Below are 17602 nucleotides of genomic sequence, written 5' to 3' on the forward strand. Positions count from 1 at the left end.
CTGGAGTCGTGCCGGAGGACGTGGGGGGCACGCCGTTCCCTGACGGCTGGGAGCCCGACGACGACCACGACCGCGGGGTGTCGGACGAAGAGTTCGCCTCCGTGGTCTTCGACGAGGCCTTCGTACGGGCGGCCGTGGTGCACGAGCCGACCGCCGTCGAGCGCCTCCTGGCCGCCGCCCAGGCGAGAGCGGAGGCCTCCGAGGCCGAGGTCCGCCGCGCACACCCCGGACGCGAGCGGTACGACGAGGGGTTCGGACCCGGCGGTTTCGGCCATGATCCCGACCTCGACGACCTGGACGACACCGAGATCCTCGAAGGCCGCTACGGCGCTCCCGGGATGTACGGCAAACAGGTCCGCTGGCATCGCCCCGTGGCCTGGATGCTCGCCCTCGTCATGGGCATCGGCATGGTCGCGCTGGCCTTCACGGCGGTCTACCGGGGCGCTTCCTCCGGCGGCCGCGACCGGGTCCCGCCGCCCGCCTCCACCGGGCTGGAGCAGGGGAGCACGGTGACGCCCTCGGCGTCCGCCGACTACTCCCAGCCCGCCCAGCCGGCCGTCTCCGCGGTCCCGCGAACGCCCTGACGGTCCCTGACGGTCCTGGTGAGAACCTGTCAGAAGTTGTCGCACGGCGAGGCGTTTACCTGAGCTTCCCGAGACCTACCCTGAAGATATGGGAGGGCCAGGAGACCCACCCGAGGGGACACCCGAGGGCGGCCCCGTGGGTGGTGAGGACGAGTACCGATCCGTCGTGTTCGACGAATCGTTCGTTCGTGCTGCCCGCCTCCAGGAGTACTCGGCACAGGAGCGCATGGCCGACCACGCGCCCGCCGTACGCCGCCGGCCGCCGATGCGCCGGGGACTGTCCCGGCAGGTGCTGATCCTGGTCACGCTGATCGCCGTCGCCTTCGGCACCGCGATCTACATGGGCGTACGGCATCCCTACCAGACCTCCGCGATCCGGCAGCCCGTCGAGCCCCTGCGGATGACCGTCATCCCGCTGGCCCCCGCGGGCCGGGTCCCGGGACACCCCGACGCCGAGTACCTGTACGCGCACAGCCCCGCCGCGCAGTACCGGGTCGGCGCCAAGGGCATCCCGCTGCCGGCCTCCCGCCGCACCGCGCACTTCTCCGACAGCCAGGTCGTGGCCGCGCTGACCACCGCCAAGGACTACATCGTGCGGTCCTCGCTCGACCCGGACGTCCTCACCGGCAACCAGGTCCGTGCGGTGCGGGTGCTCCTCGACACGGACCAACTCGACCAGTTCGACCAGAGCTTCGCCCATCCCGCCGCCGACGGGCGGCACGCGCCGACCGGGTGGCTGGTGCGCTTCGACCCCGCCCAGGCGCGGCTGGCGGACGACCGGATCCGGGTGCAGGGGAGCCTCCAGGCCGCCGAGACCGACTCCTCGACGCTGGAGGTGACGGCGGACCACACCTTCGTGTACGCGCTGAGGGCGGCCGGGGCGGGCGCCTCCGCGGAGACCTCGCTGTTCACCGTCCGGCGCGAGCTGCATTTCCGGTTCGACCGCGACGACCTGCGGCTGCACACGGCCCAGCTGGTCGTGTCGTACGTCCAGGCGGGGCCGCTGTCCTGCGCGGAGGACTCCACGAACCGACTCCACCCCCTGCTGGCCGGCCAGACCGCGAAAACGGGCGGCCCGGCGGGGACGGACCCGTACGCGACGGGCAGCGCGACGGCGCTGTGCGGGTCGCTGGCGAGCGGGGCGCAGCCGAAGGTGTGAGCGGGGGCGGGCGGGAGGGGGGTACGCCGACGACCGCCGGGCTGGTCGGGCGGATGCTCTCCGGTGAGCGCGCGTCTGGCTGCCTGCCACTGGGAAGTGCGCCGACGGGTGCGGGCCGGTGGGCGTGGGCCAGGGGAGCGGCCGTCGGGGGTGGTCCGGCGGTGCTCCCCGGTGGGTACCGGTCGGTGGGCTGTGGCTCGGCGCGTGCGGGCCCGGGTAGGCGCGGGCCGGAGTGGCGTTCGCCGGTGGACGTGCGCCGGTGGGGACGAGTGTGGTCGCAGCTGACCGGTGGGTGCGGGGCGACGGGTGCAGCCCGATGGGTTGCGGGCCGGCGGATACCGGTTGGTGTGTGCCGGTGGGTGCTGGCCGGTGGGCGGGCAGTGATGGATGCGGGTCGGCGGGGGCGGGCGTGGTGGCTGGTCGGTGGGTGGGCGGGTTGTAGGCCGGATAGGCGCGGGGGCCGCGGGCGTTCCGTGGTGGGAGCCGGGCGGTTGGTGTGTGCCGGTGGGTGCTGGGCCGTGGGCCGGGCCGTTCGGTGTCGGCCGGTGGGGCGGGTCGGTGGTGGGGCCGGTGCGGTGGGGGCGGTAGTCGCATGGCGGTACCGCCCCGCGGGTCGCTGGTGGGTCAGTCCGCCTCGTTGTTGCGGGGGGTGTCCGTCGGGGGCTCGTCGTCCCGTGGTGCCGAGTTCGAGAAGCCGCCGAAGCCCCGCCGGACCCTGCCGCCCAGGTCGCCCGCTCCGCCCGCGATGTCGCTGACCAGCTTCATCAGGGGGTCCTTGGAGCTTTTGACGTTGGTCGCGTAGCTCGCCGCCGACTCGCGGAAGGAGTCCGTGACCGAGGTGTCCTTGTCCTCGCTGCGCCGCGGGTAGTGGCCGTCCATGATCCGCTGGTAGTCGCTGGACTCGGCCCACTTCTTCAGCTCGGCCGCCCGCACGGTGGTGAAGGGGTGGGAACGCGGCAGGACGTTCAGGATCTTCAGCACGGAGTCGCGCAGGTCGCCGCCGGCCTCGTACTCCTCGGCCTGCTTCAGGAACGCGTCCACGTTCATCTCGTGCAGATGGTGACCGCCGGCCAGCTTCATCAGGCCGCGCATCGAGGCCTTGAGGTCCTGGCCGACCAGCAGGCCCGCCCGGTCCGCCGACAGCTCCGACTTGCGGAACCACTCGCGCAGCGCCGTCACGATCGCCATGATCGCGAGGTTGCCCAGGGGGATCCACGCGACGCGGAGCGCCAGGCTGGTCAGGAACAGCAGGATCGTGCGGTAGACCGAGTGACCGGACAGGGCGTGACCCACCTCGTGCCCGACGACCGCCCGCATCTCCTCCTCGTCGAGCAGGTCGACCAGACCCGTGGTGACGACGATGATCGGCTCGTCCAGGCCGATGCACATGGCGTTCGGCTGCGGGTCCTGGGTGACGTACATCGGCGGGACCTTCTCCAGGTCCAGGATGTAACACGCGTCCCGCAGCATGTCGTTGAGGTACGCGAACTGCTGGTCGGAGACGCGCACCGAGTCGGACAGGAAAAGCAGCCGCAGACTCCGCTCCGGGAGCAGACCGCTGAGCGCCTTGAACACCGTGTCGAAACCGCTCAGCTTGCGCAGCGCCACCAGGGCGGAGCGGTCGGCGGGGTGCTCGTACGCACGCGAGGAGATACCCGGGAAGCGCCTGCGCTGCCTGCTCGGCACGTTCTCGTGTCCGTTGTTGTGGTGGCCGTCGTCGGACATGTTCTCCCCCATGTGCGTCTTTGGCTGTGCCGTCTGTGGCTGTGCCTCTTCGACCGCTCTGATCCTTTGCGGACCCTTGTGCGGCCCTTTGCGCCCCCGAAGCAGACCCCAGCCTAGGCGGAGATAGCGTGGACGGGCAGTACAGCGAAGGAGTCCACGTCATGGAGCACACCCGGGCCGCCTGGCTCACCGAGGCCGCGAGCGCCGCCGAGCAGCAAGGGGCCGGAAATCTGCTCCGGGTGGTACTGGTCGTGATGTTCGTGGGCTGTGCGTTCACCGCGTGGTTCCTGCTGCGGGGTTACAAGCGGAAGGACGAGTGAGAAAGGGCGAAGGTTCCCCGCCGTCCCGACGCCGGCCCCCAATGGTGGAGTCGGCGTGATCGCCCTCACCGCGCCCGCTTACCATGGGCCGACGTCTTTATCCCGCCCACCGGATAGGTCCTGCCGAAGATGAGCTTCCACAGCACCGCTGCCCAGTTGGTCACCCTTGCCGCAGAGGGCGAGGAGCGCGGCGGCAACCACGAGAGCCTCAACCCCCTGGTGACCGGCGGCGGCGCCTTCATCATCCTGCTGCTCCTGCTGTGGATCACCACCCGTTTCAACCGCGACCGCTGAGGCCCCCGGTGCCCGAAGCGGGGCATTTCGGTCCTCCTCCGGCCGGTGCCCTCAGGCCCGGCCGGTAGGGTCTGCACGCATGGGAGAGCAGGACATGCCTACCGGCCCGGGCAACAGCCCGACGAGCCCCGGCAAGCGCCGCCTGGGCGTCATGGGCGGGACGTTCGACCCGATCCACCACGGGCACCTCGTGGCGGCCAGCGAGGTCGCCGCGCAGTTCCACCTGGACGAGGTGGTGTTCGTACCGACGGGCCAGCCGTGGCAGAAGACCCACCGCATGGTTTCCCCGGCCGAGGACCGCTATCTGATGACGGTCATCGCGACCGCCGAGAACCCGCAGTTCTCGGTCAGCCGCATCGACATCGACCGCGGTGGCGCGACCTACACCACGGACACCCTGCGGGACCTCAAGGCCCTCAACCCCGACACCGACCTCTTCTTCATCACGGGCGCCGACGCCCTCGGCCAGATCCTCACCTGGCGGGACACGGAAGAGCTGTTCGCCCTCGCGCACTTCATCGGCGTCACCCGGCCCGGCCACACCCTGGCCGACCCCGGGCTGCCCGAGGGCGGCGTCTCGCTCGTCGAGGTCCCCGCCCTCGCCATCTCCTCCACCGACTGCCGGGCGAGAGTCGCCAAGGGCGACCCCGTCTGGTACCTGGTGCCCGACGGAGTCGTGCGTTACATCGACAAGCGCGAGCTGTACCGCGGCGAATGAGTCGGGAGGGGCACCGGTGAACGACCGATACGACGCGGGCTACGGCGACGACCAGGACAACCAGTACGCGCTCGTCGGCTACGACGAGTACGGCCGGCCGGTGTACCAGCAGGTCCCGCCGCAACAGGCTCCGCAGCAGCAGTACGACCCCTACGCCCAGCAGGGCTACGGCTACGACCCGTACGCCACGGACCGCGGGCAGGCCACGCCGTACGAATCGGGCACCCAGAACCCCGCCCCGTCCTACGACCCCTACGGCGCCGGTGACACCGGTCAGCAGGCGCCCGTCCCGCCCTACGACCCCTATGCCGACGGCGGCCGGCAGGGCGGCGGTCCAGCGACGGCGTACGACCCCTACGGCCGGGCCGCCGCGAGCGGCCGGCAGCAGCGTGTCGCCGAGCCGACGGCCTACATCCCGCAACAGGGCGGGCCGGCCGAGGGAACGCAGGCCGGCCAGGGGCACCCTGTGGGCCCTCAGGCCGGACAGGGCTACCGGCCCGCTGCCGACGGGGACCCGGCCGGAGCCGGCCGTCCCGGCGGCCGTACCGGTGCGGAGGCCGCCGACGGGGACGAACGGCAGTACCACACCGCGCAGTTCGCGTTCGTCGAGGAGCCGGACCAGGACTCCGAGGACGTCATCGACTGGCTGAACTTCACCGAGAACCGCACCGAGCGCCGCGAGGAGGCCAAGCGCCGCGCCCGCAGCCGGCTCGTCGCCCTGGTCGTCGTCCTCGCCCTGGTCGCGGTGGGCGGGGTCGGCTACCTCTGGTACGCAGGCAAGCTGCCCGGCCTCTCGGACACGGAGAGCAAGAAGGACACCACGGTCGCGGCGAGCGCCCAGAACCGCGACGTGATCGTCGTCCACCTGCACAACACCACCAAGGGCGGCACCTCCACGGCGCTGCTCGTCGACAACACCACCACCCAGCAGGGCACCACCGTCCTGATCCCCAACTCCCTCGTCCTGACGGCCGACGACGGCTCCACGACGACCCTCGCCAAGTCGGTCGACGACGACGGCTCGTCCGGGACCGTCGACTCCCTCGACACCGTCCTCGGCACCGACATCGAGGGCACCTGGCGCCTGGACACCCCCTATCTCCAGAACCTGGTCGACCTCGTCGGCAACATCGACGTCGACACCAACACCGCCGTGCCCGACCCCGACGCCAAGAAGAAGGGCCAGGCCCCGCTGGTGAGCAAGGGCAAGGGCCAGACCCTCAGCGGCAAGATGGCCGTCGCCTACGCCACCTACCGTGCCCCCGGCGAGGCCCAGAACGCCCAGCTGGAGCGCTTCGGCCAGGTCCTGCAGGGCGTACTGCGCAAGCTGTCCTCCGACCCGACGGCCGCGACGACCACCGTGCAGACCCTGGCCCAGATCCTCGACCCGTCCCTGACCGACAAGGACCTCGGCACCTTCCTCGCCAAGCTCGCCGACCTCGCCAAGGGCGGCGACTACAAGACCGCGCTGCTGCCCGTCCAGCAGGACGGCACCCTGAGCGCGGCGGCCAGCGCGAGCGTGGTCAAGGACGTCCTCGGCGGCAAGGCGAAGAGCCCCGACAAGGACGCGGCGGTCAGCGTCTCGGTCCAGAACGCCACCGGTACCAAGGACAACACCGAGAAGGCCCGCGTCGTCCTCCTCAACGGCGGCTTCACCTTCATCGACGGCGGTACGCCCTCCGCGTCCCGGGCCACCTCCAAGGTCGTCTACGCCGACCCCGCCGACAAGACGAACGCCACCGAGGTCGCCAAGACCCTGGGCCTGCCCGCCGGCGCCGTCGCCAAGGGCACGATCTCGTCGAGCGCGAACGTCGCCGTGGTCCTCGGCCAGGACTACAAGCCGGACTCCTCCTCCTAGGCCCGGCCCGGACCCCCAGCGGCACCCCGCGTGATCTCAGCCATCACGTGGGGGGCCGTCGGCGGACCGTGAGACCCTTGGGGTCAAGAGACCACCGACCGAAAGCCTTGTAGTGACCGCGACTGACCGTTCCCTCGAGCTCGTCACCACCGCCGCGCAGGCGGCCGCCGACAAGCTCGCCCATGACGTGATCGCCTACGACGTCAGCGACGTCCTCTCGATCACCGACGCCTTCCTGCTGGCGTCCGCACCCAACGACCGTCAGGTCAAGTCCATCGTCGACGAGATCGAGGAGCGCCTCTCGAAGGAGCTCGGCGCCAAGCCGGTGCGCCGCGAGGGCGACCGCGAGGCCCGCTGGGTCCTGCTCGACTACGTCGACATCGTCGTCCACGTCCAGCACAGCGAGGAGCGCGTCTTCTACGCCCTGGAGCGGCTGTGGAAGGACTGCCCCGAGCTGGAGCTGCCGGCCGACGCCAAGGCGACCCGCGGCAAGTCGGAGGAGCACGCCAAGCTCCGGGCCGAGGAGGACGCCGCCGAGTTCGGGGAGCCGCGGTGACCGCTCCCGCCGACCGCAAGGGCCGGGGCCGCCGCGTCATCCTGTGGCGGCACGGCCAGACCTCCTGGAACGTGGAGCGCCGCTTCCAGGGCACCACCGACGTCGAGCTCACCGAGACCGGAGTCGGCCAGGCCCGCCGCGCCGCCCGGCTGCTGGCCTCCCTCCAGCCCGACGCGATCGTCGCCTCAGACCTCCAGCGGGCCGCGAACACCGCCGCCGAGCTCGCCGCGCTCACCGGCCTGGAGGTGGCCTATGACGAGGGCCTGCGCGAGACCTACGCGGGCGTCTGGCAGGGACTGACGCACGAGGAGATCATCGCCCGGCACGGCGAGGAGTACACCGCGTGGAAGCGCGGTGAGCCGGTGCGCCGCGGTGGCGGCGAACTGGAGACCGAGGTCGCCGACCGGGCCGCTCCCGTGGTGCTCCGGCACGCCGAGAAGCTCCCCGAGGACGGCACACTCGTCGTGGTCAGCCACGGCGGCACGATCCGCACCACCATCGGCCGGCTGCTCGGCCTGGACTCCCGGCACTGGGAGAGCCTCGGCGGCCTCTCCAACTGCTGCTGGTCCGTCCTCGGCCAGGGCGCCCGCGGCTGGCGTCTGCTGGAGCACAACGCCGGCACCCTCCCGGAGCCGGTGCTCGGCGACGACGACTGAAGGCTCTGGACCGGGCTCCGGATCGGGCTCCGGACCGGATTTCACTTTCCGGCAGGTCGCAGGCTAAAGTTCTTCTTGTTCGCCCGCCGAGCGGGAGGAACGCAAGGGGCTATAGCTCAGTTGGTAGAGCGCCTGCATGGCATGCAGGAGGTCAGGAGTTCAATTCTCCTTAGCTCCACTCAATGAGGATCCCGTCTCCATCAGGAGGCGGGATTTTTCATGTGTCTCGGCGTCCTCCGGTGTGTAGACCACGATCCGGCACTCGGGCATCCCGTCGATCGACAGCGACTGCGAGGTCATCCGCAGCTCGCCGACGGTCCGGTGCCGGAACGTCTTCACCCGCGGTCCCGGCCGGACCACCTCGCCGCTCGCCCACAGCTCGGCGAAGTACGGGCTGGCCGCCGTCAGGGCGCGTATGAAGCGCTCCCAGGCCGGCTCGCCGACATGCCGGCCGTAGGAGGACCGCAGCGTCGCCACCATCACCGGCAGCTCGCGCTCCCGGTGCAGCAGCGGGCAGGCGTCCTCGGACACCGTGAACAGCGTCCAGAGCGCGTTCGCCACCCCTATGTCGACGATCTCCGGGGTGATGAACAGGGCGCGGTAGACGGGGTTGACGGCCAGGATGTCGTACCGCGAGTTGTAGACGACCGCCGGGAGCGGGGCGAGGGCGTCGATGATGCCCTGCACCTCCGGCCCCACCGAAAGCGTCGGCTCCTGCGGGACCGGGTCGAAGGGCACCTCGGCCAGGCGGTACAGATGCTCCCGCTCCGGCGGGTCGAGCCGCAGGGTGCGGGCCACGGCGTCCAGGACCTGCGCGGACGCGTTGATCGGCCGGCCCTGCTCCAGCCAGGTGTACCAGGTCACCCCCACACCGGAGAGCTGTGCGACCTCCTCGCGCCGCAGTCCCGGTGTGCGGCGCCTGAGCCCCGGCGGCATGCCCACGTCGGCAGGGGTCACCCGGGCCCGCCTGCTGCGCAGGAACGAGGCCAGCTCGGGCCGTCGTCGCTGTGTCGTCCTCATCGTCACGTCCCCCTCGTCACGACCATCCTCGGTGCCGCGCCCGGCGCTTGCCAGGTGCTGGCAGTACCAGCATCGGCGGGCTCTCGGCACCCGTACCGGAATGTCCTCAGGCTCGACGGCATGACGACAACGCCCCGGACGGGACCGCATCCCGCGCCCTTTTCCCCACCTGCGAAAAGTGAAGCACCCGCCACTGACAACCGGCCCCGGCCGATACTCGCGCTCGTGCTCGCCGCCCAGTTCATGGCGCTGCTCGACGTGTTCATCGTGAACGTCGCCACCCCCACGATCGGCACGGAACTGCACGCCTCGGGCGCCCAACTCCAGCTGGTCGTCGCCGGATACGCCATCACGTACTCGGTGCTGCTGATCACCGGCGCCCGGCTCGGTGAGCGGTTCGGGCACGGCCGGGTCCACCTCGCCGGGCTCGCCCTGTTCACGGCGGCCTCGCTCGCCTGCGGTCTCGCCCAGGGCGCCACCGCGCTGATCGTCTTCCGGCTGGTGCAGGGCGCCGGTTCGGCGGTGATGATCCCGCAGGTGCTCAGTCTGATCCAGCGCAACTTCACCGGCGAGGCACGGATGAAGGCGCTCGGCGCGTACTCGGCGGTCCTCGCGGTCGGCGCCGCCGCCGGGCAGGTCGTCGGCGGAGTCCTGGTCAGCGCCGACCTGTTCGGCACGGGCTGGCGGCCGGTCTTCCTCGTGAACGTACCGGTGGGCCTCGTCCTGCTGGCCGCGGGCACTCGAGTCCTGCTGCCCGGGGACAGCCCCACGCCCCGGGACCGGACACGCGGCCTCGACCTGCCGGGCCTGGTGCTGCTCGGCGCGGCCGTGTCGCTGTGCACGGTGCCGCTGGTGCTCGGGCAGGAGGAGGACTGGCCGCTGTGGTCCTGGCTGTCCCTGGCCGCCGCCGTGATCCTGTTCACGGGTTTCTGCGGCTACGAGTCCCGGCTGGCGCGGCGCGGCGGCGCCCCGCTGATCTCGCCGAGCATTCTGCGACACCCCGGCATGGGGCTCGCCGTCTTCCGGATCATGGCGGTCATGGCCGTCAACGGCGGCTTCCTCTTCGCGCTCACCCTGTACGTCCAGGGCAGCCTCGGCTACAGCGCGCTGCGGGCCGGGCTCTCCTTCGCGCCGACCGCCGTGGTCTTCGGGATCGTCGGACTGACCTGGCGGCACTGGCCCGCGTCCTGGCAGCGGCTGCTGACGCCCGCCGGGTTCCTGGTCACCGCGCTGGCCGCACTCGGGGTGGGCCTGGCGCTGAAGGACGGCGGCGAGGGCGGCGCCGGGCTGTACGCCGCGTACGCCGGCGTGGGCGCCGGGCTCGCGCTCGCCTTCAGTCCCACGCTCACCGGGGCCCTGGCCACGGTGGAGCCCCGGCACGCGGCGGACGCCAGCGGACTGCTGGCCACGGTCACCCAGCTCGGCCAGCTGATGGGCGTCGCGGGCTTCGGCACACTGTTCTTGAACCGACTTGAGTCACTCGGCCCCTCTGAGGCGTATACCTCTGCGGAGGCGCTGTTGGCGTGCATGTTCGCGCTGGCCGGGACCGCCGCGGTGGGCGCCGTGTCCGGACTGGTACTCAGGCGTCGCTGACCGTATTGGTCCGGCCGTGGCAGAATCAAACGGCCGGAAGGGGGCGCGGCCCGACGGGAGGGAGTAGTGATGCCTGCGAGCATCCTCGTGGAGGGCGGCCACCTCCGCGAAGCGGCGTCGACAAGGGACACGACGGTCCGCCTCATCTGCCCTTCCTGCGGTTCTGTCCATGTGGCGCAAGTACTTGGCGACAACGGCGGAATCTCCTACGTGTGCACGGCCTGCGGCCACAGCTGGAGCTGATCGATGGGTGCACACAGGCGAAAGTGCGACTGGTGCGGGAGCGGGACGCCGATCGTGCGGGACATGGAGCCGGTCAATCCCGACTACCAGTACTGGTGCGAGGAGTGCGCGCGGGCGCTGATCATAAAAGGCGACCCCATCGAGACGTACCGTGAACTCGAGGGCGAGCCGATCTATGGCCGGCTCCTCGAAGAACACTGCACGCTGAAGCGGTTCTACTCGTTCGTGACCGCTTGACGTCGTGGTCCCTGCCCGCAGGGAAACGATTTGGTGTTCCACCCGGTGGACCGTGTAATGTTGGCGTCGCCGCCAGGGAAACCGGGTGGCACGCAACATGGGGCTATAGCTCAGTTGGTAGAGCACCTGCATGGCATGCAGGGGGTCAGGAGTTCAAATCTCCTTAGCTCCACAGAAAGATCCCGCCGGGTCATCTTGATCCGGCGGGATTCACTTGTTTTAAGAGGCAGTTACGACTGAGGGGGCCACCCGATTCGGGTGGCCCCCTCAGTCGTCTGCTGTCCGCCTCAGCGACCCAGTGCCCGGCGACCGCGGCCCTGCGACAGGACCGGCAGGTTGCGGGTGGGGCCCTTGTCGCGCGGGGACTCGTCCTCCAGGCGCAGGGCGAGCGCGGGGCAGCGACGCACCGCGCGTAGAGCCTTCGCCTCGGCGTACCGCGGTACCTGGGCCTGCGCGACCGTCGGGAAGCCGTCGGCGCCGAGTTCGAAGACCTCGGGGAGGATGTCGGCGCACAGACCGTGCCCCCGGCACAGCGTCCAGTCGACGTAGATCTTCTGACGGCTGGGACCGGTCTCCTCGGCCTCGCCGCCGCCCGGGATGCCCGTCGGCATCTTCCCGCCCTCGAAGAGCGGCAGAACGCCCTCCACGGGCCGTCCGCAGCCGTTGCCGAGGACATGGGCGGCCAGGTCGTCCGTGAACGCCTTGATGGTCGACTCCAGGAACATCGCGGAGCCGTCCGGGTGCGAGCACGCGCCGCGCCGCTTCACGTTCTTGGCGACCTGCTTGAGCGCCTCCAGGGCGGCGGGGCCGCCGCCGTTGAGGATGTCCTCCATGCCGCGCGCGGCGGCCGGCAGACCGAGGTAGCAGGGCCCGCACTGGCCCGCGCTCTCCTCGGCCAGCCACTGCGCCACCCGCAGCGACTCGCCCAGCGGGCAGGTCTCCTGAGTGATCGGCAGAATCGCGCCGGCCCCGAGCGCACCGCCCACCGCGTCCAGGGAGTTGCGGGAGACGATCGCCTCGTTGACCGTCGCCGCGTCGATCCACTTGCCGTGGTAGCCGCCGGTCAGCACGCCCTGCGGGACCGGCGGGGCGCCGGCCAACTGCAGGACGTAGCGCAGCGGTACGCCCGTGGGGACCTCGATCACCATGGGGCGCGCGACGGCACCGGAGACCGTGAGCATGACGGTGCCCGGCTCGTCGTACAGACCGGTGTTGCCGTAGCGCTCCGGACCGATGCGCGCGGCGATCGCCAGCTGCGCGAAGGTCTCGGCGTTGGACAGCAGGGTGGGCGCGCCGCCGACGCCGTTCTGTGAGGCGCTGACCTTGCGGCCGGGCGGGATGGCCGGGCCGCCGTCGATGGAACGGATCAGCGAGGCCGCCGCTCCGGTGACCATACGGACGGGATTGCGCTGCACGCGTGCGCGTAGCGCCGATCTGCGGCCGTTGCTGAGGCCGCGCTCGGCGAGGGCGGCCTCCATGGAGCGCTGGGTGGACTCCCGGGTGACGCCTATCACGAGCGTGCGGGCACCGAGCGCCTCGGCGGCCAGCAGGGCGCCGTCCAGGATGAGGTGCGGGGCACGGTTGATGAGCACCGTGTCCTTGCGGCAGGCCGGTTCGTCCTCGCTGCCGTTGACGACGACGACCGGCCGGACGCCGCGCTTGATGGCCGCTTCGGCGACCGAGCGCAGCTTCTTGTGGAAGGGGAAGCCGGCTCCGCCGCGCCCCTTCAGGTTGATGGCTTCGGACAGCTTCGCGAGCTGCTCGCCGCCCATGGGTTCGAGCGGCCCGTGCACCTTGAGGTGCATGGGCAGGTCAAGTCGTTCGACAAGGTCGAAGCCCGACGTGAGCTGGGGAAGACCGACCACGCGGACTTCTGGTACGTCGGGCAGGGCCTCGTTCACCTATAGCCTCCGGAAGGCGTGTTCCAAGGTTCGCCCGATCCCGGTGAGTCGAAGTCGTACGACTGACCGGGCGTTGGATCAGTGGCGGGACCGCTGTTGTACGTGTCGTTCGGGTTGTACGTGCCGTACATGGTGTTCGACTCACCGGTGTCGCGTACATCACCCGTCAGATAGCTGGCCGTGCCCGAATTACCGCCATAGGTCGGGATGTTGTACCCCGTGTCCTGGAGCGGGTCGTAGGCGGAGGGGGGTGCCTCGCCGACCGGCGGCGGGGACGGGATGGGCCAGCTGCCGGAGGTGCTGCTGTCCATGCGCGCGATGGGGTCGGTCGCGGCCTGCATGTCCATGGGCAGGTCCATGCGCGCGGTCTGGCCGGTGTCGAAGGGCTGCTGTGCGCCCGGTGACATGGCGCGATAGGCGGCGGCGAACCCGCTGCCCGCGGGTTCCGGGGCCGGGGCGGCCTGGTAGGCGGGCATGGAGCCGGTCTGGGTGAGGCCCTCGTAGCCGGGCAGGGCGGACTCCGAGCGCCGTCCGGCGGACTCGGGCGCCCTGCGGCTCTCGCGGCCCGGTGCGGCGCTCTCCGCGGCCCTCCTGGCCCGGCTGGCCTCCAGTTCCTCACGGCCCGGCCGCTCCTCGGCGCCGAGGAGCACGGCGATCCGGTCGGTGATCCTGCGCTTGAACGGGCGGGGTGCCGCGCGCAGGGCGAGGGCCGCGATGACGCCGAGCAGGCAGAGCGCGTACATGTACGTGAAGATCGGGGCCTTGACCGCGCGCCCCGCGTACAGGCCGTGGACCAGGCCGGCGCACCAGGCGGGGTAGGCCAGCATGTGCATCGCCCGCCAGCGGGCCGCGACCGGCGCAGGGGACGCGAACCGGTTGCGCAGGGCGCCCGTGATGCCGACGAAGATCATGAGCTGGCCGGCCAGGGTGCCGAGGCCTATGAGGCCCCCGCTGCTGCTGAAGCCGAGCCCGAAGGGGATGAACGCGGCGATCCACGTCGTGTGCTCGAGGGTGAGTTTGATCCCGATGTGCAGCAGAAGGAACGCGATCGAGCCCACCGCGGTGATCCGGTGCACACCCTGGGCGACGATCCGCTGCCGGGTGTTGAGGATCAGCCGGTCCTGTGCGACGAGGCCCCAGATCACGGAGCAGGTGAGCAGGACAAGCGTCACCACGCCCGCCCCGAAGTTGAGGAAGTCCTGAAGCCAGACACCTCCGTACACCACGACCAGAGGGATGGCCAGCAGGAAGACGGCCGTCGCCACCCCATAGGCCGACCGGCCCGTCCTGGGGAGCGTGTTGTTGCTACTACGAGGGTTCATGGGGGCAACTCCGAGCGGTTCGGGAAGGCGGTCCCGCTGCCGCACTCTAAGTGGCGCCATACCGATGGGTACGGCGTTTGAGTTATTGCGTTGTTATCAAACGGCCGTGGGGCTGTAGTGATGCCCCTTAGTAGCTGTTACGCGAAGTAATCCTTGACCTTGATTCAGTTCCTGTCGGATCGGACGGTTGCGCTCGACTGCGGCGGCGAGTGCGGCACCCGGTGCCAAAGAGGCATACGTAAGCTCGTCGCGGCTTGCTCAATGGCTGCGGTACTCTGACGCCATGCGTGCCGTACGCCTTCTGCTTAGCGAGCCGCGCTGATCAGTCCCGACCACCGGTGAAGACGTGGTCGGAATCGGCGCGGCGTCCCCTCCTGTGCGAGGGGATTTTTCGTTTCCGGACGACACAGCCGCTGGCAGAGACGATCGATGGAGCTTTGAGGACCATGAGCGAGACGAACCCCGCTGCCCCCGCCGAGGTGGCCGCGCCGCACCGCTACACGGCCGCCGTCGCGGCCGAGATCGAGGCACGCTGGCAGGACTTCTGGGACGCCGACGGCACCTACGCGGCTCCGAACCCCAAGGGCGACCTGGCGGGCGACCCGGAGCTGGCCGCCAGGCCCAAGAAGTTCGTCATGGACATGTTCCCGTACCCCTCGGGTGCGGGCCTGCACGTCGGCCACCCGCTGGGCTACATCGCCACCGACGTCTTCGCCCGCTTCCAGCGGATGACCGGCCACAACGTCCTGCACACGCTGGGCTTCGACGCCTTCGGCCTGCCCGCCGAACAGCACGCCGTGCAGACCGGCGAGCACCCGCGGATCACCACCGAGGCCGCGATCAACAACATGAAGTCCCAGCTGCGCCGGCTGGGCCTGGGCCACGACAAGCGCCGGTCGTTCGCCACGATCGACCCGGAGTACTACAAGTGGACCCAGTGGATCTTCCTGCAGATCTTCAACTCCTGGTACGACACCGAGGCGAAGAAGGCCCGCCCGATCTCCGAGCTGGTCGCCGCGTTCGAGTCCGGTGAGCGCGCGGTTCCCGGCGGCCGCTCCTGGGACGCCCTGACCGCGGCCGAGCGCGCCGACGTGCTCGGCGAGTACCGCCTGGCGTACGCCTCCGACGCGCCGGTCAACTGGTGCCCGGGCCTGGGCACCGTCCTGGCCAACGAGGAGGTCACCGCCGACGGCCGCTCCGAGCGCGGAAACTTCCCGGTCTTCAAGGCCAAGCTGCGCCAGTGGAACATGCGGATCACGGCCTACGCCGACCGCCTGCTGGACGACCTGAACGAGCTGGACTGGCCCGAGGCCATCAAGCTGCAGCAGCGCAACTGGATCGGCCGCTCCGAGGGCGCCCGCGTCGACTTCCCCGTGGACGGCGAGGCGATCACGGTCTTCACCACGCGCCAGGACACGCTCTTCGGCGCGACCTACATGGTGCTGGCCCCCGAACACCCGCTGGTCGAGAAGTTCACCCCGGCCGCCTGGCCCGAGGGCACGCACGACGTGTGGACCGGCGGACACGCCACGCCGACCGAGGCCGTCGCCGCCTACCGCGCGCAGGCCGCCTCCAAGTCGGACGTCGAGCGCCAGGCCGAGGCCAAGGACAAGACCGGCGTCTTCACCGGCGCGTTCGCGACCAACCCGGTCAACGGCGAGCAGATCCCCGTCTTCATCGCCGACTACGTCCTGATGGGCTACGGCACCGGCGCGATCATGGCCGTACCGGCCCACGACACGCGTGACTTCGCCTTCGCGCGCGCCTTCGAGCTGCCGATCCGCTGCGTGGTCGAGCCGAGCGACGGCCGGGGCACGGACGCCTCCACCTGGGACGACGCCTTCGCCTCGTACGACGCCAGGATCGTGAACTCGCACGGCGACGGCATCTCCCTGGACGGCCTGAGCGTGCCTGAGGCCAAGGCCCGCATCACCGAGTGGCTGCAGCGCGAGGGCATCGGCGAGGGCACCGTCAACTTCCGGCTGCGCGACTGGCTGTTCAGCCGCCAGCGCTATTGGGGCGAGCCCTTCCCGATCGTCTACGACGAGGACGGCATCGCCCACGCGCTGCCCGAGTCGATGCTGCCGCTGGAGCTGCCCGAGGTCGAGGACTACTCGCCGCGCACCTTCGACCCGGACGACGCGGACACCTCCCCGGAGACCCCGCTGTCCCGCAACGAGGACTGGGTCAACGTCACCCTGGACCTGGGCGACGGCCGCGGCCCCCGCCCGTACCGCCGCGAGACCAACACCATGCCCAACTGGGCCGGTTCCTGCTGGTACGAACTGCGCTACCTGGACCCGCACAACAGCGAGCAGCTGGTCGACCCCGAGATCGAGCAGTACTGGATGGGCCCGCGCGCGGGACAGCCGCACGGCGGTGTCGACCTGTACGTCGGCGGCGCCGAACACGCCGTGCTGCACCTGCTGTACGCGCGCTTCTGGTCCAAGGTCCTGTTCGACCTGGGGCACATCTCGTCGCCCGAGCCCTTCCACAAGCTGTTCAACCAGGGCATGATCCAGGCCTTCGTCTACCGCGACAGCCGGGGCTTCCCGGTGCCGGCCGCCGAGGTCGAGGAACGCGACGGCGCGTTCTTCTACGCGGGCGAGCCCGTCAAGCGCGAGCTGGGCAAGATGGGCAAGTCCCTGAAGAACGCCGTCACCCCCGAGGCGATCTGCGACGAGTACGGCGCCGACACCCTGCGCCTGTACGAGATGGCGATGGGCCCGCTGGACGTCTCCCGGCCGTGGGACACGCGCGCGGTGATCGGCCAGTACCGGCTGCTGCAGCGGCTGTGGCGCAACATCGTCGACGAGGCCACCGGCGAGGTGACCGTCGTCGACACCGAGCCCGACGAGGCCACCCTGCGCGCCCTGCACAAGGCGATCGACGGGGTGCGCCACGACCTGGAGGGCCTGCGCTTCAACACCGCCATCGCCAAGGTCACGGAGCTGAACAACCACCTGACCAAGGCGGGCGGCGCCCTCGCGCGGCCGGTCGCCGAGGCGCTGGTGCTGCTGATCACGCCGCTGGCCCCGCACATCGCCGAGGAGCTGTGGCGCAAGCTGGGCCACACCGACTCGGTCGTCCACCAGGACTTCCCGGTCGCCGACCCGCAGTACGTCGTGGACGAGACGGTGACCTGCGTGGTCCAGATCAAGGGCAAGGTCAAGGCCCGCCTGGAGGTCTCGCCGGCCATCTCCGACGACGAGCTGGAGAAGGTCGCGCTGGCCGACGAGAAGGTCGTGGCGGCGCTGGAGGGGGCGGGCATCCGCAAGGTGATCGTGCGGGCACCGAAGCTGGTGAACATCGTTCCGGCGTAGTGCCGGGCCGAACGCGGGCCCCTTAGGGGTTGCGTGCGGGCAGGTTCGGGGTTCCTCCGGAACTCCGGGCCTGCCCGTCGCGTTTACCTTGGA

Annotated in this window: 15 protein-coding genes and 2 tRNA genes; 13 read left to right on the forward strand and 4 right to left on the reverse strand. The window is 70.7% G+C overall.

Going from position 1 to position 17602, the window contains the following annotated elements:
* Nucleotides 1-8 precede the first annotated feature (8 nt).
* Nucleotides 9-584: a hypothetical protein gene (locus tag ACFYZ8_RS02500; RefSeq protein ID WP_388536749.1), complete on the forward strand. Its 576-nt coding sequence runs from the start codon at nt 9-11 to the stop codon at nt 582-584.
* Between the two features lie 88 nt (nt 585-672).
* Complete coding sequence (locus ACFYZ8_RS02505) at nt 673-1743, forward strand: hypothetical protein (protein ID WP_388536751.1); 1071 nt, start codon at nt 673-675, stop codon at nt 1741-1743.
* 624 nt (nt 1744-2367) lie between these two features.
* Here ACFYZ8_RS02505 and ACFYZ8_RS02510 read toward each other — a convergent pair.
* Entirely contained in the window at nt 2368-3468 is a 1101-nt protein-coding gene (locus tag ACFYZ8_RS02510) for a M48 family metallopeptidase (protein WP_388536753.1), read from the reverse strand.
* A 161-nt stretch (nt 3469-3629) separates the two neighbouring features.
* Here ACFYZ8_RS02510 and ACFYZ8_RS02515 point away from each other — a divergent pair, with 161 nt between their 5' ends.
* The 7 genes from ACFYZ8_RS02515 (at nt 3630) to ACFYZ8_RS02545 (ending at nt 8048) form a co-directional block, all read left to right on the forward strand.
* Nucleotides 3630-3788, forward strand: coding sequence for a hypothetical protein (locus ACFYZ8_RS02515; RefSeq protein ID WP_086723901.1), 159 nt, complete (start codon nt 3630-3632; stop codon nt 3786-3788).
* Between the two features lie 129 nt (nt 3789-3917).
* Entirely contained in the window at nt 3918-4082 is a 165-nt protein-coding gene (locus tag ACFYZ8_RS02520) for a hypothetical protein (RefSeq protein ID WP_359031718.1), read from the forward strand.
* Nucleotides 4083-4161: 79 nt separating this feature from the next.
* Nucleotides 4162-4800 (forward strand): nicotinate-nucleotide adenylyltransferase, encoded by a 639-nt coding sequence (gene nadD / locus ACFYZ8_RS02525; protein ID WP_388536755.1) that lies wholly within the window; start codon nt 4162-4164, stop codon nt 4798-4800.
* A 16-nt stretch (nt 4801-4816) separates the two neighbouring features.
* A complete protein-coding gene (locus ACFYZ8_RS02530) occupies nt 4817-6658 on the forward strand; it encodes a LytR C-terminal domain-containing protein (RefSeq protein ID WP_388536757.1) in 1842 nt (613 codons plus the stop codon).
* 112 nt (nt 6659-6770) lie between these two features.
* Nucleotides 6771-7214 carry a ribosome silencing factor gene (gene rsfS / locus ACFYZ8_RS02535; RefSeq protein WP_359031715.1) on the forward strand — a complete coding sequence of 148 codons (444 nt, stop codon included), beginning with the start codon at nt 6771-6773 and terminating at the stop codon, nt 7212-7214.
* Nucleotides 7211-7870: a histidine phosphatase family protein gene (locus ACFYZ8_RS02540; protein WP_359031714.1), complete on the forward strand. Its 660-nt coding sequence runs from the start codon at nt 7211-7213 to the stop codon at nt 7868-7870. Before rsfS ends, ACFYZ8_RS02540 begins: the two co-directional genes overlap by 4 nt.
* 105 nt (nt 7871-7975) lie before the next feature.
* Nucleotides 7976-8048: transfer RNA gene (locus ACFYZ8_RS02545), tRNA-Ala, on the forward strand.
* Here ACFYZ8_RS02545 and ACFYZ8_RS02550 read toward each other — a convergent pair.
* Complete coding sequence (locus tag ACFYZ8_RS02550; protein WP_359031713.1) at nt 8030-8890, reverse strand: helix-turn-helix transcriptional regulator; 861 nt, start codon at nt 8888-8890, stop codon at nt 8030-8032. The two genes, ACFYZ8_RS02545 and ACFYZ8_RS02550, sit on opposite strands and share 19 nt — an antisense overlap.
* 225 nt (nt 8891-9115) lie before the next feature.
* Between ACFYZ8_RS02550 and ACFYZ8_RS02555 the strand changes: the two genes are divergently transcribed.
* From ACFYZ8_RS02555 to ACFYZ8_RS02565, 3 genes are all read left to right on the forward strand, one after another.
* Nucleotides 9116-10483 (forward strand): MFS transporter, encoded by a 1368-nt coding sequence (locus ACFYZ8_RS02555; RefSeq protein ID WP_388536759.1) that lies wholly within the window; start codon nt 9116-9118, stop codon nt 10481-10483.
* A 246-nt stretch (nt 10484-10729) separates the two neighbouring features.
* On the forward strand, nt 10730-10963 hold the full coding sequence (locus ACFYZ8_RS02560; RefSeq protein ID WP_003976229.1) for a hypothetical protein: 234 nt from the start codon (nt 10730-10732) through the stop codon (nt 10961-10963).
* Between the two features lie 99 nt (nt 10964-11062).
* A tRNA-Ala gene (locus ACFYZ8_RS02565) sits at nt 11063-11135 on the forward strand.
* Nucleotides 11136-11250: 115 nt separating this feature from the next.
* On the opposite strand, the gene ACFYZ8_RS02570 is transcribed toward ACFYZ8_RS02565, so the two are convergent.
* Together ACFYZ8_RS02570 and ACFYZ8_RS02575 are read right to left on the reverse strand one after the other, a co-directional pair.
* Entirely contained in the window at nt 11251-12864 is a 1614-nt protein-coding gene (locus tag ACFYZ8_RS02570) for an NADH-ubiquinone oxidoreductase-F iron-sulfur binding region domain-containing protein (RefSeq protein WP_359031711.1), read from the reverse strand.
* Nucleotides 12861-14186, reverse strand: coding sequence for a cytochrome b/b6 domain-containing protein (locus tag ACFYZ8_RS02575; RefSeq protein ID WP_388536761.1), 1326 nt, complete (start codon nt 14184-14186; stop codon nt 12861-12863). Before ACFYZ8_RS02575 ends, ACFYZ8_RS02570 begins: the two co-directional genes overlap by 4 nt.
* Nucleotides 14187-14632: 446 nt before the next feature.
* On the opposite strand from ACFYZ8_RS02575, the gene leuS reads away from it, so the two are divergent.
* The gene (leuS, locus tag ACFYZ8_RS02580; protein WP_388536763.1) at nt 14633-17509 is read left to right on the forward strand and encodes a leucine--tRNA ligase; all 2877 of its coding nucleotides are present in this window, start codon (nt 14633-14635) and stop codon (nt 17507-17509) included.
* Nucleotides 17510-17602: the final 93 nt, after the last annotated feature.

Source organism: Streptomyces sp. NPDC001668 (genome assembly GCF_042893155.1).
Classification (GTDB): Bacteria; Actinomycetota; Actinomycetes; order Streptomycetales; family Streptomycetaceae; genus Streptomyces.